Source organism: Vibrio sp. B1-2, from assembly GCF_963888445.1.
GTDB classification, from domain to species: Bacteria; Pseudomonadota; Gammaproteobacteria; order Enterobacterales; family Vibrionaceae; genus Vibrio; species Vibrio anguillarum.
This window is the reverse complement of the sequence record NZ_CAWPJH010000009.1, coordinates 55,137-76,641: the sequence shown is the minus strand read 5'-3', so window position 1 is coordinate 76,641 and position 21,505 is coordinate 55,137. Positions and strand designations below refer to the sequence as shown.

Below are 21,505 nucleotides of genomic sequence, written 5' to 3'. Positions count from 1 at the left end.
GCCTTCGATAGAGATATAACATGGAGTTGGCATAGCTTAATCCTTATTGAGTGAATCAAAGCGATGTGAACCACATCGCACAGTTTGATGCTTCTCTACGCAAAAGAAATGCCAAATCAAAAAGAGCTATATATCAAGTAGTTAGAAAAACCCAGCAAACACTCAAGCAATAAATTGCTCGCGTGGGCAAAAAATTGCTCACGGTAACAAAATTTTTGCCCATCACACCTGCCGAAGAAAAAAAGTCTCTTCAGTTCGAATAAAGTCTGATCATTTACAATAAATGATTGATCGCTTTTGGGCTATATCAAGTCTGTCGGGGGCAGCTAAGCTAAAACAGTTTTTGCCCCAACACTCGCTAGATCAAATACTCTATAAAATTTAGGGGCGTGCATTTTTCCTACTAAATCTAATCCCAGCTCAGTAACGTCACTAGACTCTATTTTGGTGTCTAAATAGGCTAAATTAGAAAGGTGCTTGCTACGTTTTTACCACAGTTTGTCATTGATCAGTGATGTAGCACCCTTTTTAATTAAAGAATGTCCCTAAGTCATTGCTAGGTCTTATTCATCACAGAAATCACGAAATTATGTTGTTATTCTGTCTACATATAAAAATATAGGATAGATATTATGAAGTTATCTTTTGGTTCTCGTAGCCCCTACTTGGTGTTTTCGGACGAGCGACACTTTTATTATGCTTTAGGCTTCTTAGTTCGTTCAATTGAAACGCGAGCTTGCAAGTTAGTTTGGGAAAACAACCAACACCAAGGTGCTTGGGGGCATGAATGCCGTATTAAAATTTTTGATCGCCTCTTTGAGTTCAAAACTTTATATACTGGTCGCGTAAGTGCTGGAGTTGGTAACATTTTAGGTCGCATCAATTGTAACCAATATCTTGAGCATTTGACTTTACATCATAGTTTTAGCTTCCAGTCTGAACCTGATTATCAGTCAGTAAAAGCTACGGTGCCAACTGCTCGCCAACAGGATTTCGATGACGGCTACAGTGCTTGATACAAAATTTAGGCACTTGAACTGAAGTGGAGAGCTTTTTCTTGTACTCAGCCTGAATTTTTCTTTATTATGCATACACATTTGGAAGGGGTTCCCGAGTGGCCGAAGAAAGTAGACTGTAAACCTATTCGCACTGCATTCGATGGTTCCAATCCATCCTTTCCCACTACACTCTAAAAGCCAGCATATTGCTGGTTTTTTCATGTTTCTCGCCCCAAAAAAACCACAATAAAAAATAATCACATGTTAATCAACAAGTTAATTTAATGGTTCTTTTTATCCCTTCAAGTTTTGATTAAGTGTGTTAGAATGTGCATGTCAATAAATGAGGGTATATCATGCTAACGTACGTCAGCCTATTCAGTTCGGCGGGAGTTGGGTGCTTCGGTTTAAAAGAACTTGGGTTTAAATGTATCGCCACTGCTGAACTGTTAGAAAAGCGTTTAAACATCCAAAAATACAACAATAAGTGTGAGTATGATTCTGGATACATCTGTGGTGATCTTACTCAAAAAGACACGCATGACAGGCTTTACGGTGAAATAGCTGCCTACAAGCAGCGTAAAAAGCTTAAAGATATTGACCTCGTTGTGGCGACGCCTCCGTGCCAAGGCATGAGTGTGGCTAACCATAAGAAAAATGAGGAGCTTGGGCGTAACTCGCTAGTGGTTGAGTCTTTGAAGATTGTCAAAGAACAGCAGCCAAGGTTTTTTATCTTTGAAAACGTACGCGCGTTTCTTCAATCAGTGTGTACCGATCTCGATGGTGTCGATAAGCCTATCAAAGAGGCTATCCATACCAACTTGGGCCCAGACTACCAGATTGAAAGCAAAGTTCTTAACCTCAAGAACTATGGCGCGAACTCAAGTCGCACCCGTACACTTGTAATTGGTGTTAGAAGAGATCAAAAAGGCGTGACACCGCTCGATCTTTATCCAGATTTCCGCCCCGAGAAAACACTGCAAGACGTTATTGGTCACTTACCATATCTAAAAAAGATGGGTGAATTTTCTGAGGATGATTTCTTCCACTCATTCAGGCCGTATAAAGAAGAAATGTTGCCTTGGATTAAGGCCACTCCTTACGGCAAGAGTGCATTTGATAATACCGACGACAAGCTAAAGCCGCACAAGGTTGTCGATGGACAAATTGTGGTGAACCAGAGCAAAAATGGCGATAAGTATCAACGTCAGCTTTGGGATAAGGTCGCGCCTTGTATTCACACACGCAACGATTGTTTGCCAAGCCAAAACACTGTCCATCCGGTGGATGACCGCGTTTTCAGTATTCGTGAATTGATGCTGATGATGTCGATCCCTGAGTCTTTTCAATGGTTCCCAAGTGGTACTGTACCAACCAACGCTGCTAATTATGAAGTAAAAAATCAGTTTAGAAAGAAGACTGATATCAATATTCGCCAATGCTTGGGTGAAGCGGTGCCTAGCGCCGTGTTCGGTGAAATAGGGCGTAAGATCATAGGTGTGAAGTCTCCTCGTTTATCTGAAAAACAGATCGCTGATACCATCCGAGAGTATCACTTGGAAGACATGGCAACACTTTACAAGTTCGTTGAGAAGAACTGGCAAGACTATGCATCACAAGACATGTTCAAAATCTGTGAGTTAGCCAACGCAGAACGACTTGATACCGCTGCATATTACACCGACCAAGAAATCTGCTTTTCAGCAATAGCGCCGTTACCGGAGATTAGTTCTGACACCTTACGCGTACTAGAGCCGGCGGTTGGTGTGGGTAACTTCTTGCATCAAATTGTCAAAAAGTATCAAGGTAAAAAACTGATCATTGATTGCGTGGACATCAACAAAGATTCGATTGAACTTTGTAAACTGCTGATCAACAAATACATCTCGCTCGATAATGTAGAAATCAATTTTTTTAATGAAGACTTCTTACTGCTAGAAACCAACAAAACCTACGATGTGGTTGTTGGTAATCCGCCGTACATGAAAATCAAAGATAACAGCCTGCTTAGTAAGTATCGTCGTGGCTTGGCGAACCAAACTACTAATAACATTTTCTCGTTTTTTATTGAGAAATGCAGCAAGTTGGGCAAGCATGTTTCATTAATTGTACCAAAAGCGCTACTAAATGCGCCGGAATATATGAAGACGCGAAAGTTGCTAGAAATGCACACACTGCTGCATATCAACGATTACAATGAAAAAGCGTTCGATGTGAAAATTGAGACTGTTTCAGTTACTTACACAACTTCCAAGCCTAAAAACCACAGTCAGGTGAGCGTTTACTCTTACCTGAACAAGGCTTACTTTGTGCTTGAGCAAGACTACTTGACTCATAACTACTTCAATAGTTGGTTGTTGTATCGTAATGAATGGTTTGATGAGATTTTCCAGACCCTAGAGTTTGGTAAGTTTAAAGTTTTTCGTGACCGTCAAATCACCAAGAAACACACGAAAAAGCAGGGTAAATATCGCGTAATTAAGTCGCGCAATATCGGCCATGGGGACATCAAAGACATTGAAAATTACGATTGCTATGTGGATGATATCTCAGAATTCGCAGTGAAAAAGTATCTCGATGCCAATGTAATTCTGGTGCCGAACCTGACCTACAATCCACGCGCAACACGCCTGCCAAAAGGCAGCGTGGCTGATGGTTCAGCGGCAATTTTATATACCGATGATGTGGTGACCGATGATAATATTGATTACTTCTCAAGTTCTGAGTTTAATCAGTTTTATCGCATCGCGAGAAACTATGGTACACGTTCGATGAATATCGACAGTGTTTCAGTGAGTTACTTTGGGATGAAACGCTAATCTAATAATGCAGCTTGAAGATTGTTATTAAAAAAATAGCAGGTATGACGCCTACTATTTTTTTACTCAAGTTTTGAGCGCCTAGGTGGCAAAGCTAGTTGATATATGCCGCAGCAATTTTATGTCTGATCTCTTCCACGCCCATCCCCTCGGTAAGCAAATCGGAATCTAACCCTGTGTTCACTACATTGATGAACTCATTCAAGCTATAAAACTCATCAAATTGAGAGAAGACCGAGCGTTCAATGCTGTCTAATTTCGCGAGTAGGCCAACCAGTTGGTAAGACTTTGATACGGTCTGAGTGTTGCCATTGGGGTGTGCGTAGGCTAGGTGCTGCCCTGGCGTTAGTAATATAAGGTTTTCAAGCGTATCAGAAAGCTCAGGGAAGACTGCTTGAGGGAAAATATGGTGCACATGGCTAGCCTCCAATTCCTTAAAGCGATTCACCTCACTCTTGCCCTCATGGTAGCGACGTACACTCTTCTTCGCTTTGTTGACGTGGTAGACCTCAGTGGTCGTTTCCTCTGGAATTTGCTCAAGGAATGTGGCCCTTGGCATGTCTTTCGGTTTGTTTAGGTCTCTAAAGTTAGGACGGTTGTAAATGAGATCTTGGTAAGGGATTGGCCCTGATGACAGATGCCCATCTTTTGAACCATGTGAGGATCTAGCAAAGGCGATGGGATTCAGCACTTTAGGGAATATTCGGTTACATTCCGTAACGCCATTAATCTTGGTGTAGTTGATGATAAAGCTGCTGTAGCTCTCTTTAAGATCTGAATAGTTGACCTTGTTCGGGCTAGCAAAGAACTGCTCAAATTTAGGGTAAAGACCGCTATCACGCATTACTTTTGTTAGGTAACTGACGACAAAATTTAGAGTGTTACGCTCGCTGGCAGCAATGTAACTAAGAAAGTCCTCATTGGCGACTCTGTAGAGGGTGGCGTTTCCAGATTTTCCTGTTTCTTGGAGTACACCTGCTTGTGTCAGAGCTTTGATTGGCATCGATGCGACTTTATCATATTCACGAGCAGCGCCAGGATCACTGATTGCTGGCTTTTTGAAATGCCCTGCCATCACTTCATTTAACTCATCGGAATACATGACATTCTTCACGGTAAATGTTTGTTGGCCGTTTTCATGCATCTCTAAAATGACATCACTAACCGAGCAAAGCACGTCTAATGTACACTTTTGGTCAAAGTAGCGGCCATTACCATTAAGACGAAGATCTAGATTCAGTGAATCGAAATGCGCCTCAATACTTTCTTTAATTTTTCTCACAGGTTGACTTGCCTCAAGGGGTACTGCATATATCCCATTGAATCTACAAAGTTATTAAGGAACGCACAATGTTTTTGTACTTTTTTAGTGTAAGCGTTGGCAAACCCTATTGCCGAGACTGTCGATAATTGAACGAAACAATCGTTCAACTTTTGCAAGTGACACTAGCTTTAGCAATTGATAGTTAACGATAGTTTTTGTTATTTGCGCTTAATCCCAAGTGTTGAACAAGCACGATGTCTAGATATGTAAATTGTACGAACGCCGTCAAAGGTGATGATATCTTGATGATTTTTTAAGAAAATTATCATACTAGCTTGCCATACTAAAACTAATTCGACGAACCACAATTTAAGTACGAACTCTAAGAAGCTTTTGTACAGAAAGGTTTTTGAAATTGGTCAATCTTTATTATCATCTCCTTAGATTTGGCATTAGTGATGCGCCTAAAAAATGATCAAACCTTAGCATTCACATTGATAAAAAATGCATGAAAAATCCACATTTCCGATGAAACTATTTTGTCCTCTAACAACACTATTGCGTTGCAGCAAGCTTCCGACATTAGTGTAGACAAAACACACTGAATTTCTGCACTGGCTTAACAACGAAAATTCTGGAAAAATGCTGAATGTGACAGAAATCCATTAAAATTCAGCCTCAACCGGGAAGTTTTCTGGAAAATGCCGCAAGACTAGAGCAGACAAAGCTTTACAGATTAATTCCAGAAATTACGTGTGGTAGTATGGCGATACCATGAGAAACTAAATATATTCTTTATCGTAAAATAGCAGCGAGTCATAAGCCGCCTCGCTGCTGTTTAAATTACGAATAGATATATCGCAATGAAATATAAAAATAAAAAGTAATATTCCTCAATCTACTCTTTCTGAATTGGGGCTTCTAAGTTATAAGATTCGTATATCCTAGTAATCTCTCCGGAACGACGCATTTCAGTTAAAATATTCTCTAGCTGATCGATATACTGATAGTTCGCCGATCGTTTAGGCACACTAAAAAAACGACCATTTAGGTAAATGTTTTTATAACTTATTTTCTTTAATTTAGGGTCATTTTCAAAAAGATTAAGCCCATGCTGTTCAGAGGTGATAGCAAGATCGATTCGACTAGCCTCTAGCATATTAATAATTTGTTCTACGCTAGTGACAAAACTGATTTTTAATTTGTCTGTATTTTGGTTGAATTGGTCACTATAAAAACTGCCATTGAGTGCACCAATAACAAAACCTCGGCTGACAATTTCATCAAAACTATTTGCATCAATATTCGAGTTCGTCCGAGTAAAATAAAACACCTCTCTTTCACCATACCCCATTAATAATGGGTGAAGAAACTGTTCTCTCTCTTCATCCATAGAGTGCAGAGGAATAAGATCAACTCCACCCTGTGGTGCAACACCAATGGTTCTTGCCCAAGGAACTTTTGTCCAATGGACTTTATGCCCCAACTTAAGAATAACCTGGTTAATCACATCGCCACCAGGGCCTTTACACTCACCATTTTCAAAATAAAGATAGGGCTTTCTATCTCGGCAATGCCCCTCCCACGTAACATTCGCTAAAAGTGGGGCTGACATAAATAGGCTTAAGCAACCAATGATGAATATCCGTATAAACTTTATCATATCGCTTCCTTTAATTAATCAATTAATCCTAATTTTAAATACTTTTAGGAATAACTTCAGTATAGTCACTAAGTGGCAATTTTTCTTATATCTCATGAATAACGGCTCATCAATATCATCTAAGAATATACCCAATAGCAAAAGTAATCCTGTCATAAATATAACCTCAGAATATGCTCTTAAAGATAATTAAAATCCCACCAAAGTAATTTTCCCTTGGGCTAACGCCCCCATTTGGCAGGAAAAATCGACCCGTTTATCCGCTTCTTTGGCAAATAGGGTTTCGAGCTTTTCAAACGATTGAGGGATAAAACTGATATTTTTTAACTTCAAGCTTTTGCGGGTTTGATTATCAAGAAACGCTAATGCGGAAGTACTTAATACTTTCTGGCAAGTATCGAGAATATCTTTACTGACCATTTTGCTGTGTACCGCTTGTTGTAGTTGCTCTTTGGTAATGCTGGGGTTGCCTTTAGCAAAGACACAAACGGCGTAGATATCAAGCAGTGCCACCGCGCGCGGCTTTTGCGTTTCGCCATCTTCATAGACTGCCATCAAACAAGGAATTTTACTCTCATCAAACGATTGGCGACGAATATTATTCAGCACGATATCAGCACCTACCGCTCTTTTTAGCAGCTTCTCTAGCTGCGAAAGCTTTGGTAAAGCCAACTCATCTTGCAGCTCGACCATTTCATCTAATTCAATGCAGCTCTCTTCCGCTCCTTGCACTAAAGGAAGCAACTTTTGGTGCAGTTCACCATCGTCAAACGGTTTCGATAACACAAACGACGCTCCAGCTTCAAGCGCCTGTTTGATTTGTTGCTCATCGGCCACCGTGGTGAGCATTGCCACTTTTATCCCGAGCTTACGTTTGGTTATCGCTTGTGTCAGCTCCAGCCCCGTCATGCCGGGCATGTGCCAATCTGTTAAGACAATATCCGGCTGCCAACTGCCAATCAGCTTGAGTGCGGCCTTACCATTGTCTGCCTTTTGAATGGACAAACGTCGGTAGCCAAACGCCTCTAAGGCTCGTCTGACTATTTCAAGTGTCGCTTTACTGTCATCAACAATGAGAATCTTCACAGCACATTTTTCTATGACCTAACTTGTTCAAAGTATAGGCACATTTTTTTACAACAACTAAACTTACCTGAAAATACAGCAACAAAAGTGGGTTTATGTGATGCCAATACAAGAGTTCCTCACCGAAAAGGTTTTATCGCTCTTAGCGATCGATCTCGGGCTTATTATCTTGTTGGCTTGGTTTTTTATCCTACTGCTGATCCTGCGTGAATTTAGGAAATTTGCGCATGGTTTTACTCGTAGTAAAAGTGATAGCGATGAAGACACGCTTCATTTATGCCAACAATCCGTTGAAAATGCGTTGAACTACACCGCAGAGCATAGCTCGACTCTGAATGATTTAATCATCATTCAAAAAGCGCTCGAGCAACAGGTTTCTCTCATCAAAAATTCCTCTTCTCAGGGCATTAGTGCCGAAGATCAGGCTTCAATTGATGAGCTCAATGAGAAATTGAGTAAATCGCATAAGTTGATCCGCAAACTGAAAGGCGATCTCGATAAAAGTGTGAAAGGGCTACGAGTGACTCGTAAAAAACTCTTTGCTCAAACTGATACCGTTGACAGTTTGAAAGAAGAAAAAGCCACCATCGAAAAAGAGTTTGAACAGTTAGAAGCGGAATACATTAAGATCAGTAAAGCAGGTGATTTCTACGAAATGGCAAAAAATTATCAAGCCGAGAAAAAAGAACTACTAGAGACCATTGAGAAATACAAAGAGCAAGCCAAACAAGGTGGCACTTCTGTCGATGTCGAAGCGATGAAAAAACAGTTGTATCACATCAGTAAAGAAAAAGATTTTATCGAACAACGCTATCTACAGTTACTCGAAGAGGGAAAGAAAGAGTAGCGCTGCCGCCATTTCTGACGGCAAACTGAGACACTTATTTAACGCAAATCACATTGAGTAATGAGGAACCTTTCAGTTGGCTGACTTTACCGTTGGTAAAAAGCCCTTTTTGCGACCATCCCCAATAAGGTAAGTGCATTGGCCATTGGTTACTGTCCATCTGTTTTGAATCCAAAAGGCGTTGCCACTCTTCTTCCGTTACCAAGCGCATCGCCATTTTTTGGCAGGTTTTTTCTGCCACCTCATAGTTTAGACGGCTCCATGCTAAGCCATGTTCCATATAGAACTGTTCATCACTCGAACGTAAATGAGGCACCACAAACAGCAAACCGTTTGCGGTGGTGCTCAAACGAATTTCAACCGCTGGCGGAACATTAAGAGCTGGCGCTTTGGTTGATGGTTTCGTTGATAATGGCGAACTCGCCATTTCCACTTGTGGTTTCGGTAAAGACTTCTTGGTGATTTGTTTTGCGGCAGACGTTGCTTGAGCGGAAGTTGTCTTTTTTATCGGCGAGCTAGACTGTGCGCGCCCTTTGACAACCTCACGAATGAAAGCTTCTTTGTAACCGGGGATTTGCTGGATAAGAGGCAGTTCTTTTTTTACTTGCTCATAATCAGTATAAGGACCGATTAAGCAACGATACGTTTTCGCTTCTGGTTTTAGCCATACATCGGTAGAAATATGGGTATAAAACGCTTTGGCTTTCAGCAAAGATAATGGCTTATTTAACACACCACACTGAATCCAAAAAGTGGATGATTGCCCTTTGGGCTTTTTCTTTCCCCATAAACCTTGCCCTATTGGGCATGCTTTATCAAGAATGGGCAGCTGATCGACAGAAGCTTGAGTCGCATCACAAAGAAAATCGTCCGCCCAAGCGGGTTGAAATAAAGCCAGCGACGCCAACACCGTTAGGCTTGATGTCACACACAGGGTCGTTTTCCGCATCAGGGTCATCATATTGAGTCCATATACTTGCTTAATAGTAGTGACAACATTACCGATTCAATGTTCCCTAGTTCAATAGATTTAGATTGGGTATAACAAAAATACTAGCAAAAAAAGAGCCGCATTTGACGGCGGCTTTTAGTTTAGGGATTTTCTTTAGCAAAAATCAATTGCCACATCACCCTTTGTAAATTTTTGGGTTAAAAACATCGCGTAGCCAGTCACCCAACAGATTGATCACCAACACTAATGTGACTAGTACAAAACCAGGGAAAGCCGTAATCCACCAAGCGCCAGAGAAGATGTAGTTAAAGCCCATGCTAATCAAAGCACCCAATGATGGCTGATCGACTGGCAAACCTAAGCCTAGGAAAGAGAGTGCCGCTTCAGACATGATCGCATTGGCAATTTGTACAGTTGAGATAACCAAAATAGGCGATAAACAGTTAGGTAAAATATGGCGAAACATGATGCGTGGCGATTTAAAACCCATCACACGAGCCGCTTCCACATACTCTTTTTTCTTCTCGGCGAGCACTGACGCACGAATTGTCCGCGCGTATTGTGGCCACTCAGCCACGCCAATAATCACCACCAGCATCACAACCGCATACTGACTATAAAATTCACTCCCAAAACTGGCTTTGAAAATTGCCGAAACAATGATCGCCACCATCATGGTTGAAAACGATAGCTGTACATCGGCAAAGCGCATCAAAAAGCTATCAATACGCCCACCAAAGTAGCCAGCGGAAAGGCCAATCACGATACCAAGTAGCAACTGTAAACCGACCGCCAAAAAGCCAATCGTCAGTGATAGACGCGAACCATACAGTATGGTCGACAAAATATCGCGCCCTTGCTCATCCGTGCCGAGAACAAAGCGCTCATCGGCTCCCTCCATCCAAGAGGGAGGTAATTCTGCATCCATCAGATCAATCGATGATAGGTCGTACGGGTTACTGGGGGCAATGAGTGGCGCAGCGACAGACAAAGTTAAGAATACCAAAAAGATGACGAAGCTGGTCATCGCCACTTTATCACGCAAGAAATAGTACAAAAAATCAGACTGTTTAAAACGCTCCCAACGAGATGGAGCAGCAGCAAATTGGCTCATGATTAAGCTCCTTTTCCAGTAAGGTTCACAGTCGGGTTAATCAGACCGTATAACAGATCGACAATGGTGTTGGTGACAACGAAAATCAGGCCAACGAATATGACGTAAGCGGTGATCAGCGGAGTATCAACTCGGTTGATCGCTTCAAGGAAAAGAAAGCCCGTACCCGGCCACTGAAAAACAGTCTCGGTTAAGATGGTGTAGGCCACCATAGTCCCAATTTGTACACCGCCGACGGTTAGCACCGGTAACATGGTATTTTTAAGTGCATGTTGGTAGTAAATTTTGTTCAATGCCAAGCCCTTAGCTTTAGCAAATTTGATGTATTCCGAGCTCAGCACTTCCAACATTTCAGAACGCACTAAACGAATAAACAGCGGCAGCATGATCGACGCCAGTGAAACACAAGGCAGCACCAAATGTGCTAATCCATCAGCCGTGAAAAAGCCAGATTCCCAACCCAACCAATTGGCGGTTTCCCCTCGTCCATACGATGGTAACCAACCTAACGTGATCGAGAAAACGTACATCAACATAATCGCAGTTAAGAACACTGGGATAGAAATACCAATACTGCTGCCCGCCATCACCACTTTGGTAAAGAAGCTTTTGGGATGAATGGCTGTGTAAACCCCTAATGGAATGGAACAGACAATGATGATTACGGTCGCACCGAGCACAAGCTCTAACGTTGCGATTAATTTATCGAGAATAACGTCTACCGCAGGACGTTTGAAAAAGTAGGACGTGCCTAAATCACCCTGCACCGCGGCCGTAATAAAACGAGTATATTTGGCAATGAAAGGATCATTCAGTCCAAGTTCATCGCGCAGCGCTTGGCGCTCGCTTTCTGAAACAGACTGCCCAACAAGCTCACGCAATGGGTCGCCTAAGTTATCCTGAATGGCAAACGCCACCAGACTGATCACAAACATCACTATCAGTGCCTGAAACAGGCGCTTGACCAGAAACGAAAACATTCCTTGCCCCTTAAACTATCCATGATGGTTCTTTTTAAAATTGAATTAACTTTAATAGGAACGAAAAAATTCAGCCTAAAAAATGACACTCGACCCGACTGAAATAAAGCAAAGTGCAGAGATCTTAATAAGGCATCCAAGCGGATGCCTTGAGTGACTTAAGCGCCGCCCACATCACATGAGCGGCCAACTTAAGTAATTACTCGCTAACGACTAGGTCGCCGAAATAAGGGAATTCCATCGCGTTAACAATCGGTTTGATATCTAAAGTAGATTTCGCACCCCACGCTAGGTTTTGCCAATGCAGTGGAACAAATGCTGCGTCGTTGTACAAAGTCACTTCGACTTTTTGCAGCATCTGTGCACGTTTCGCAGGATCGGTTTCTACGTTTGCCGCTTCAACCAACTTATCCACTTCTGGATTTGAGTAGTGACCACAGTTGTACTGGCCTTTACCACTCTCTTCGTTACGTGTCATGGTTAAGAACTCGGTGAAGTTTGCTGAGTCTTCAGTATCTGAGTGCCAGCCAATCATTAGCAGATCCGCGGCGCACTTATCAAACTCAGGCCAATATTGCGCTTTTGGCATGGTTTTAAGATCAACCTTAATACCAATTTTCGACAACATCGCCGCTGCAGCTTGTGCAACTTTCGCATCGTTCACATAACGGTTGTTTGGCGCGATCATGGTGAGCGTCAGCCCTTTCTCATAACCAGCCTCTTTCATCAGCTCTTTCGCTTTTTTCAAATCAAAACGAGGCACAAGGTTCGCGTCATAACCAGAATAACCCGCTGGGCCTTGTTGGCCAGCTGCTGTCGCAAAACCTTTCATGATTTTGTCAACGATACCTTGGTTGTTGATGGCGTGAACAATGGCTTGACGCACACGAACATCTTTCAGTGCTTCATTGCTGTTTTGGTTCATTTGGAAGGTGATGATGCGCGTACCCGGTAAGGTCACAAGATCAATACCTTTGGCTTCTTCCACACGTTTATGATCGTTTGGCGCAACAGGTGCAATCATATCCACATCACCCGAAAGGAGCGCCGCAACACGAGTGGCATCTTCTTTAATCGGTACTAAGGTCAGTTTGTCTACGTTGCCTTTTGATGCGCTATCCCAATAATCTTTAAAGCGTTCAAATTCCACTTTTACGCCTTGTTCGCGGAAAGTCACTCTAAATGGGCCAGTACCAGAAACGTTGGTCGAAGCAAACGAGTTACCGTGCTTCACAATTTCAGATTTCTCTTTACCATCAGCCGCTTTGCCCGAATAGAACTTGCTGTCCATAGGGAAGATGTAGGTTGCGGTTTGTAGAACCAGCGGATAAGCGCCTTTGGATACGATCTCGACGGTGTAATCATCCACTTTGACCATCTTTTCATACGGTTCAAAAATAGCTTTGAAATCAGGAGAATCTTGTAAACGATCGAACGTCCAGACCACATCGTCTGCCGTCATTTCGTTACCTGAATGGAATTTCACCCCTTTACGCAGCGTAAAACGGAACGTTGTATCATTGACACGTTCCCATTTCTCAGCAAGGCGAGGTTCAAAATCAAATGTCTGGGTGTAACGAACAAGAGGATCAAACACCATGTGAGACATTTGTAGCGTACCACCAGATAGCTGCTCATGCGGGTCAAGTGACACTGGGTCAGCATCATAAGCGACGGTAATATTGGCCGCGCTAGCTGCAAAGCTTAAGCCTGCCGCCATCAAAGCTACTGTTAGTTTGCTTTTCATGGTTTTCATTGCATAACTCCTTATGCGGGAATCCAAATCCCTAGTTGTTGTAATTGCTTCTGTTTATTCATTCCAAGCACGCTTGGTCATGATATCTCTATCTGTAACTTTTTTGGCTTACGCCGTTACTGCATCTTCTCTTAAGCCCGTAAACTCAGGCATTAAAGAAATCAAATGCTGGCTGTATTGGTGTTGAGGTGACTTAAACAACTGCTCTGTAGGGGCGACCTCCAGTAAGGTCCCCATTTGCATGACCCCGACACGATCGCACATTTGGCGGATCACAGGTAAATCATGGCTGATGAACAGCATGGTCAAATTGAGCTCATCTTGCAGATCTTTCAATAGGTTTAAGATCTGCGCTTGCACAGACACGTCGAGCGCGGACGTAGGTTCATCACAAATCAATAAGCGAGGACGCGTGGCGAGTGCGCGAGCAATCGAAATACGTTGACGTTGACCGCCGGAAAACTCGTGCGGATATTTCACTCCCGCCATCTTACCTAGGCCTACGTGCTCTAAAAGATCATGCACAATTTGCCGTGTTTCCGCTTCGCTACGGGTTAATTTATGAAAATGAATCGGCTCGGCAATGATATCGAAAATCTTCATTCTCGGATTCATTGAGGTATAAGGGTTTTGAAACACCATCTGCATCTGGCGGCGCATCGGACGGCGCTCTTTTTCCGATTTCAGCGCAGTAAGATCAATCCCTTCAAAACAGACTTTGCCTGAGTTTGGAGCGTACAGGCCCGCAATCACGCGTGCGATGGTTGATTTACCGGAACCTGATTCCCCAACCAAACCAAAAGTTTCCCCTTCAAACACCTCGAAACTGACGTCATTTGAAGCTTGGACATATTCACGGCGACTTTCAAACAATGAGTCTTTGGTCGTAAAGCGTAAATTCACGTTTTCCACTGTCAGCAGTGGGCCTGTGTATTGGCGATTATCTTGGCTCTGACCCAACCAATGGTTTTTAACATCCAGTGGTTTTAACTCACTTGCCTCTTCGATATAGCTCACCAGCGGAAAGCGATCGAGTTTTTTATCTGAGCGAGGAACGGCGGAAATCAAACTGCGCGTATAGGAGTGATCCGGAGCGCCCAACACTTTAGCTGTCGGTCCAAATTCAACCAAGTCACCGCGATACATCACCGCGACGCGATCCGTCACGTTCGAGACCACACCCATATCATGGGTGACCAGCATACAACCAACATTGTTTTTAATGCATAGCTCGCGGATGAGGCTCAAGATTTGATCTTGAATAGAAACGTCTAATGCAGTGGTCGGTTCATCGGCAATAATAAGATCAGGTTCACCCGCCAGCGCAATGGCAATCACAACACGTTGACGCATGCCACCAGAGAATTGGTGTGGATACTGCTTCAAACGGTTTTCAGGCTGAGGAATACCCACTTGCTTCATCAAAGAAAGTGCACGCTGATACGCTTCTTCCTCAGTCACTTTCATATTGGCGTGGATGGTTTCTGTTAGTTGATGTTCAACAGTAAATAGCGGATTAAGCGACGTCATTGGGTCTTGAAAAATAAAACCAATTTTAGAGCCGCGAACTTGGCGCATCTGCTCAGGCGATAGGCCTGAAATCTTCTCACCATCTAAGAACACATCGCCACTGGCAATGAGACCGGGTGGGCTCAATAAATCGATAACCGCATTACCTACGGTCGATTTTCCGGCGCCTGATTCTCCCACAACCCCAACAATTTCACCCCGCTCGATATTAAACGAAAGCGATTTCACAGCAACGTGAACACCATGACGCGATGGGTATTCAATACGCAGGTTTTTTACTTCTAAAAGTGACATCCCAGACCTCTACGACTTGGGCAGTGTTGTGCCCTGTCTGTAACTACCTTTGAACAACAAAGCGTTCAAAGCCAGTAAAAATGAATCCATTCATACCAGTACAATATTCTGGTAATTAACAAGGCCATCAATTTGGCAAATATTTCACAGAAAAGCAACATCGATAGGATAAAAAGTCGATATCAAATCAAACCAAAGCAGTAACATCGTATTTTTATGCACCACATATGCATTAATCATTGGTCTGACCAATATTCTAGCACGCAGTAATACACCCCAAAACATAGACGTTAAGCCTAAGAAAACGCCAATTTACCATGCATTCTAAAAATGAATGCAGAATAAAATTTCAAATTATATTGCGGCATATCACGTAACACATTAGAAACAAAAACCAGAATAACCAACAAAATGCCAGACTAAAAACTAATGATAAAGCAGAAAAGCAGTGAATTCATCTGAACAAAAAATTTAGGGTTTAGCCTTTAAACATGATAATTCACTGACTTAATGAGATAGGAGTCAATAAGAAATCGAACATTGAATAGAGAGAATGGTCTTTCGACTGAGGCTTATTAAGATGGTCGGTGAAGAGCCCGGTTTTGAAAATCAGACGAACCCCACTTTGGCTCTCATTACCTTGATTGAGACTCCAAACACCAGATGTTAAAAAGCCCCAACCTTTCGACCAAGGCTTTTTAAGATGGTCGATGAAGAGCCCGGTTTTGAAGATCAGACGAACCCCACTTTGGCTCTCATTACCTTGATTAAGGCTCCAAACATCATATACTAAAAAGCCCCAGTCTTTCGACTGAGGCTTATTAAGGTGGTCGGTGAAGAGGGATTCGAACCCCCGACCCTCTGGTCCCAAACCAGATGCGCTACCAAGCTGCGCTATTCACCGATATATCTCTTTCTTCTCGATTTTCACCAAGAACGGAAACCGAAGTTACCTAATAATGGGGTGGCTAACGAGACTTGAACTCGCGACAACCGGAATCACAATCCGGGGCTCTACCAACTGAGCTATAGCCACCATCAAACTTTGCAATAACCGCTTGCTTGCCGTTATTTTTCTTTTCATTTTTAACCAATGAGAAGAAAAGAAAAGTGGTCGGTGAAGAGGGATTCGAACCCCCGACCCTCTGGTCCCAAACCAGATGCGCTACCAAGCTGCGCTATTCACCGATACAAATTCATTTTTTGGAATAAACGAGAGAGAACTCTCTGCTCCGCTATTCCTAACATCATGATGCACTATCAAACTAGTCTATTCATCGATGTAAATCTTTTTTCTCGACTTTCACCAAGAAAGGAAACCGAAGTTACCAAATAATGGGGTGGCTAACGAGACTTGAACTCGCGACAACCGGAATCACAATCCGGGGCTCTACCAACTGAGCTATAGCCACCACTGTTTTGCCAATTTGCTACTTATTTACATAAGCATCCGGATGGCGCGCCCGAAAGGATTCGAACCTTCGACCTTTGGCTCCGGAGGCCAACGCTCTATCCAGCTGAGCTACGGGCGCATGCCCTATCGGCGGAGTGGAATAATACGGAGTTCACACTAGGGCGTCTAGTACTTTTTCAACTTTTTTTATCGTTTGACGCCTTTTTCATCAGATAACCATTATTACCTCTATAATAAGGATGTGACTCACCCCTTGAAGATCGCAACTTGTTGTTTATTGCAACAACTTATCGGGATATAATCACCCAATATTTACATTGATTTAACAGCTTGAATGGCTTTTAAATCAGCCACACTCTAAATCTAAGTATAAATAGGTAAGCATGAACTTACCTTTGGAATATAAAGTGAGTTTAATGGATATGTCTCGACGAATCATAAGCGTGTTATTCGCTGCTTTAACCTTTTCTAGTGTTGCATTGGCAACCAGCCAAGCTGAATACGATGCCATTGCTGATCGCATTAAACCTGTAGGTGATGTTTACTTAGCGGGTAGTGAACCCGTTGCGGCAGAGCCGACAGGCCCTCGTGATGGCGCGCAAGTTTATGGTACATTCTGTATCGCTTGCCACTCTACAGGCATCAGTGGCGCACCTAAAATTGGCAATGCCGAAGAGTGGGCTCCACGTATCGCCCAAGGTAAAGATGTATTGAAAAATCATGCACTGCAAGGCTTTAATGCCATGCCAGCTAAAGGAACCTGTATGGATTGCTCTGACGACGAAATCGTTGCCGCCATTGAGCATATGATTGCAGGTCTTTAATACATTAACCCCTATAAAACAAAGGATTGGCTTTAATTCCAAACCTTTGTTTTTATTATCTTTTAAGCACTATTTCTTAAACATGGCAGCGCGCAAATTAGCAATATGACTTTGTCCTTTCGCCATTCGCTCTTCTTGACTTACTGGCTTTTTACTCTGTTCCCACTCAACATCGTCAAAGGGTAATTCATCCAAAAAGCGACTTTGTGTGGGTTTAAGCAGTTCCCCGTATTGACGACGTTCTTTACACATAGTGAAAGTCAGTTCTCGCTGCGCGCGAGTTATCCCGACATACATCAAACGACGTTCTTCTTCGACGTTGTCCTCATCGATACTGGTTTGATGAGGAAGAATACCCTCTTCAGTGCCAATCAAATAAACGTAAGGAAATTCAAGGCCTTTCGATGCATGCAATGTCATCAACTGAACGGCATCACTCTCATCCTCTTCTTCACTTCGCTCCATCATGTCGCGTAGGGTTAAGCGCTGTACAACTTCTTTGAGTGATTTTTCTTGTTGGTCATAGTTGTCACCTTCAAGGTCGGCCACAATCCAAGAATAGAGATCAGAGACGTTTTTCATACGCATTTCGGCCGCTTTGGGACTGGAAGAGGTTTCATACAGCCAATCTTCATAATGAATATCTCGGACTAACGATCGCACCGCTTCAACGGTATTGCCTCGTTCAGCTTGATCTGAGATAGCTACTAACCATTGCGTAAACTGACGCAAGTTGTCGAGCCCTCTTCCAGACAAATGATGCTCTAAGCCAAGTTCAAAACTGGCCGAAAACAAGCTTTTGCCACGCATATTGGCGTAACTACCCAATTTCTCTAACGTGACTGGGCCAATTTCTCGTTTTGGCGTGTTCACAATGCGTAAAAAAGCATTGTCATCGTCAGGATTCACCAACACTTTGAGGTAAGCCATGATGTCTTTAATTTCGGCTCTGGCAAAAAATGACGTTCCACCGGATAACTTATAAGGCACGCGGTTTTGCAGCAGCGATTTTTCAATTAAGCGTGACTGATGATTACCGCGGTACAATATCGCGTAATCACGATATTCGGTGCGATTGAGAAATTTATGCGCAATCAGTTCACCAGTGACCCGCTCCGCTTCATGATCTTCATTTTTCGCTAGCAGAACTTTGAGTTTTTCACCCTCAGGGATCTCAGAAAAAAGCGTTTTCTCATACACGTGTGGGTTGTTAGCAATCAGAATATTGGCCGCTCTCAAAATACGGCTGGTTGAACGGTAGTTCTGCTCAAGCTTAATCAGTTTAAGATTTGGGTAATCTTGCCCCAGCAACACGAGGTTTTGCGGTTTCGCCCCTCGCCAAGAATAGATGGATTGATCATCATCACCCACCACGGTTAAACGGCCACGTTCTCCAACCAACAATTTCACTAACTCGTATTGACTGGTATTGGTATCTTGATATTCATCCACCAGCAAGTAGCGAATGCGGTTTTGCCAACGCTGACGAACTTCGGCGTTGTTTTGCAATAACAGCACCGGCATTAAAATAAGATCATCAAAATCGAGCGCGTTATACGCTTTCATTTGCTTTTGATAAAGATCGAAGCAGTAAGCGAACAGCTGTTGTTGTTCACCTTGAGCAAAACCTTTCGCTTGCTCTGGCGTCAACATGTCGTTCTTCCAGTTGGAGATAGTGCTGAGCAATTGGCGCAGCAGATCTTTATCGCCCTCGAGCTGTTTCTCTGTCAGCTCTTTGAGCAGCGCAAGCTGGTCTTGGTCGTCAAACAGAGAGAACCCCGCTTTCAAGCCCAAAAATTTATATTCCCGACGGATAATATTGAGGCCTAAAGTATGAAATGTCGAAACGAGCAGCCCTTTTGACTCAGCTTTTCCAAGCGTTTGTGCTACCCGCGCCTTCATTTCTCGAGCGGCTTTGTTAGTAAATGTAACGGCAGCAATGTTGCGCGCTTTATAATCACACTGTTGAACCAAGTAAGCGATCTTGTTGGTAATTACGCGCGTCTTACCCGAGCCAGCCCCCGCCAATACTAGACATGGGCCCGATACATATTTGACGGCTTCGTCTTGTCTTGGATTCAGCTTCATGAGGTACTCGTATCACTTTTATTTGGGCCGTCTATGATAATGCCGCGCTTTACCGATTACTACGTCATTCACCATAAGATTTTTGTCATTTTACTACACTAGTGTATTGCATAAGGGGCTATAGTTTGGTCTATAATGAATGAACGTTCATTCACTGTGGGATGTCAGCATGTCTAACTGTATTCACGTGGATAAGTACCAGCAGATATTGGTGGCCGCTGAAAAGCTGATCGCTGAATCTGGATTTCAAGGCTTATCGATGCACAAATTAGCCAAAGAAGCCGGTGTCGCAACAGGAACGATTTACCGTTACTTTGATGACAAAGATCATCTTCTCGTGACCGTTCGCTTGCACGTTTGTCAGCATATTGCTGATGCGGTGCAAGCCAATATTGATGATGAGATGCCTTTGAAAGAACGCTTTAAAATGATGTGGCTTAATATCTGGGAATTAGCACAATCAAGCAGTGCAACACTCAGCAACCGAGTTCAATATGAATCATTGCCAACAACAATCAGTTGCAATGTTAAGGAACTTGAGCGAAAAATGTTTGCCAAAGTGGATTTACTATTTGATCAAGGTAAAGAGCAGGGATTATTCAAGCCGTTGGATAACCAGATTTTGTCTGCTTTAAGCTTCGAAACAACGGTCGCCCTTGCCCGTAAAAAAGCGATGGAATGTTATCAACTGGATGACAGCGCACTCAGTGCTGTGATTGACGCCAGTTGGGATGCAATTACTCAACACTAACTTGGAGTTCTGACTAGAATGAAAAAGTGGACATTCTTTATGTTACTTATCGCCTTCCTACTGTTTGGTAGCGTGATAGGTTTTAATCTGTTTAAACAACAAAAAATTGCCGAATTCATGGCCAACCGTCCTGAACCTGAATTTCCAGTGACAGTGACTGATGTAACTCCTGTTGATTGGATCCCAGTGATTGAAGCGATTGGTTTTATTGAACCCAATCAAGGCGTGACACTGACATCTGAAACAAGTGGCGTGATCGATAAGATTTCATTTGAATCAGGGACACAAGTTGAGGAAGACCAACCTTTAGTTTTGCTTGATTCTGCGGTTGAGAAAGCGAATTTAAAAAGCTCACAAGCTCGCCTACCAGCGGCAAAAGCGAAATACGAACGCTATAAAGGTCTATTTGCTAAAGGGTCGATTTCAAAAGAAGCTTATGATGAAGCCGAAGCAAACTACTACTCTTTGTCTGCAGATATTGAAAGTTTAAAAGCTTCTATTGATCGTCGTGAAATCAAAGCTCCCTTTGCTGGTGTGGTGGGTATCCGTAATGTGTATTTAGGCCAATACCTACAGCCAGGCACCGATATTGTTCGCTTGGAAGATACCAGTGTAATGCGTCTGCGCTTTACCGTTCCACAAACGGATATTTCACGTATTTCATTAGGCCAGCAAGTGGATATTTTTATCGATGCTTATCCTAATGCAGCGTTTACAGGATCCATTACTGCGATTGAGCCTGCCGTTAGCGTTCAAAGTGGTTTAATCCAAGTGCAAGCCGATATTCCAAATAGTGACGGTAAACTACGCAGCGGTATGTTTGCTCGTGCCAACATCATCCTGCCGAAATTAGAAAACCAAGTCACGCTTCCTCAAACCGCCATTACCTTCACCCTGTATGGTGATAATGTTTACGTGTTGAAAGAAGAAGATGGCGTTAAACGAGTAGAGCAGCGCGTTGTAAAAGTAGGTGAACGCAAAGGTGCTGTGGCGCATATTTTAGAGGGTGTACAAGATGGAGACATCGTGGTCACTTCAGGTCAAGTGCGCTTAAGTAACCATTCGAAAGTTCGGGTAGTCGAAAGTAATGCGACTACACCACCTGCTGAAACACCGATGCTGTAA

The 21,505-nt window shown here is 42.9% G+C and carries 15 protein-coding genes and 5 tRNA genes; 6 read left to right on the top strand and 14 right to left on the bottom strand.

What is annotated here, in order from left to right:
* Positions 1–632: 632 nt before the first annotated feature.
* Both AACQ75_RS04720 and AACQ75_RS04715 read left to right on the top strand, forming a co-directional pair.
* A complete protein-coding gene (locus AACQ75_RS04720) occupies positions 633–1,016 on the top strand; it encodes a hypothetical protein (RefSeq protein ID WP_170889623.1) in 384 nt (127 codons plus the stop codon).
* Positions 1,017–1,354: 338 nt separating this feature from the next.
* Entirely contained in the window at positions 1,355–3,817 is a 2,463-nt protein-coding gene (locus AACQ75_RS04715; RefSeq protein ID WP_105976528.1) for a DNA cytosine methyltransferase, read from the top strand.
* Positions 3,818–3,911: 94 nt separating this feature from the next.
* On the opposite strand, the gene AACQ75_RS04710 is transcribed toward AACQ75_RS04715, so the two are convergent.
* The 3 genes from AACQ75_RS04710 to AACQ75_RS04700 all read right to left on the bottom strand — a co-directional run bounded on the left by AACQ75_RS04710 (position 3,912) and on the right by AACQ75_RS04700 (position 7,830).
* Positions 3,912–5,099, bottom strand: a complete 1,188-nt coding sequence (locus AACQ75_RS04710) for a hypothetical protein (RefSeq protein WP_258174176.1) — start codon at positions 5,097–5,099, stop codon at positions 3,912–3,914.
* An 880-nt stretch (positions 5,100–5,979) separates the two neighbouring features.
* Entirely contained in the window at positions 5,980–6,744 is a 765-nt protein-coding gene (locus tag AACQ75_RS04705) for a substrate-binding periplasmic protein (RefSeq protein WP_017047503.1), read from the bottom strand.
* A gap of 189 nt (positions 6,745–6,933) precedes the next feature.
* Positions 6,934–7,830 (bottom strand): response regulator, encoded by an 897-nt coding sequence (locus AACQ75_RS04700; protein ID WP_170889621.1) that lies wholly within the window; start codon positions 7,828–7,830, stop codon positions 6,934–6,936.
* Between the two features lie 97 nt (positions 7,831–7,927).
* Here AACQ75_RS04700 and AACQ75_RS04695 point away from each other — a divergent pair, with 97 nt between their 5' ends.
* Positions 7,928–8,677: a chromosome partitioning protein ParA gene (locus tag AACQ75_RS04695; RefSeq protein ID WP_081317722.1), complete on the top strand. Its 750-nt coding sequence runs from the start codon at positions 7,928–7,930 to the stop codon at positions 8,675–8,677.
* Positions 8,678–8,711: 34 nt separating this feature from the next.
* Here the strand turns inward: AACQ75_RS04695 and AACQ75_RS04690 are convergent, their stop codons facing one another.
* The 10 genes from AACQ75_RS04690 to AACQ75_RS04645 all read right to left on the bottom strand — a co-directional run bounded on the left by AACQ75_RS04690 (position 8,712) and on the right by AACQ75_RS04645 (position 16,835).
* Positions 8,712–9,638 carry an SPOR domain-containing protein gene (locus tag AACQ75_RS04690; protein ID WP_170889619.1) on the bottom strand — a complete coding sequence of 309 codons (927 nt, stop codon included), beginning with the start codon at positions 9,636–9,638 and terminating at the stop codon, positions 8,712–8,714.
* 166 nt (positions 9,639–9,804) lie between these two features.
* On the bottom strand, positions 9,805–10,743 hold the full coding sequence (locus AACQ75_RS04685; protein ID WP_017046673.1) for an ABC transporter permease: 939 nt from the start codon (positions 10,741–10,743) through the stop codon (positions 9,805–9,807).
* A 2-nt stretch (positions 10,744–10,745) separates the two neighbouring features.
* On the bottom strand, positions 10,746–11,723 hold the full coding sequence (locus AACQ75_RS04680) for an ABC transporter permease (RefSeq protein ID WP_013855660.1): 978 nt from the start codon (positions 11,721–11,723) through the stop codon (positions 10,746–10,748).
* Positions 11,724–11,922: 199 nt separating this feature from the next.
* Positions 11,923–13,479, bottom strand: a complete 1,557-nt coding sequence (locus tag AACQ75_RS04675; protein WP_026027967.1) for an ABC transporter substrate-binding protein — start codon at positions 13,477–13,479, stop codon at positions 11,923–11,925.
* Between the two features lie 108 nt (positions 13,480–13,587).
* Entirely contained in the window at positions 13,588–15,303 is a 1,716-nt protein-coding gene (locus AACQ75_RS04670) for a dipeptide ABC transporter ATP-binding protein (protein ID WP_170889618.1), read from the bottom strand.
* A gap of 827 nt (positions 15,304–16,130) precedes the next feature.
* A tRNA-Pro gene (locus AACQ75_RS04665) sits at positions 16,131–16,207 on the bottom strand.
* A 56-nt stretch (positions 16,208–16,263) separates the two neighbouring features.
* Positions 16,264–16,339 (bottom strand) — tRNA-His (locus AACQ75_RS04660).
* A 75-nt stretch (positions 16,340–16,414) separates the two neighbouring features.
* Positions 16,415–16,491 (bottom strand) — tRNA-Pro (locus AACQ75_RS04655).
* 148 nt (positions 16,492–16,639) lie between these two features.
* A tRNA-His gene (locus AACQ75_RS04650) sits at positions 16,640–16,715 on the bottom strand.
* 43 nt (positions 16,716–16,758) lie between these two features.
* Positions 16,759–16,835 (bottom strand) — tRNA-Arg (locus AACQ75_RS04645).
* 298 nt (positions 16,836–17,133) lie between these two features.
* Here AACQ75_RS04645 and AACQ75_RS04640 point away from each other — a divergent pair.
* Positions 17,134–17,541: a c-type cytochrome gene (locus tag AACQ75_RS04640; RefSeq protein WP_088718017.1), complete on the top strand. Its 408-nt coding sequence runs from the start codon at positions 17,134–17,136 to the stop codon at positions 17,539–17,541.
* A gap of 69 nt (positions 17,542–17,610) precedes the next feature.
* On the opposite strand, the gene rep is transcribed toward AACQ75_RS04640, so the two are convergent.
* Entirely contained in the window at positions 17,611–19,629 is a 2,019-nt protein-coding gene (gene rep / locus AACQ75_RS04635; protein ID WP_017048508.1) for a DNA helicase Rep, read from the bottom strand.
* Between the two features lie 139 nt (positions 19,630–19,768).
* On the opposite strand from rep, the gene AACQ75_RS04630 reads away from it, so the two are divergent.
* Complete coding sequence (locus tag AACQ75_RS04630; protein WP_013855653.1) at positions 19,769–20,380, top strand: TetR/AcrR family transcriptional regulator; 612 nt, start codon at positions 19,769–19,771, stop codon at positions 20,378–20,380.
* A gap of 18 nt (positions 20,381–20,398) precedes the next feature.
* Positions 20,399–21,505 (top strand): efflux RND transporter periplasmic adaptor subunit, encoded by a 1,107-nt coding sequence (locus tag AACQ75_RS04625; RefSeq protein WP_017042454.1) that lies wholly within the window; start codon positions 20,399–20,401, stop codon positions 21,503–21,505.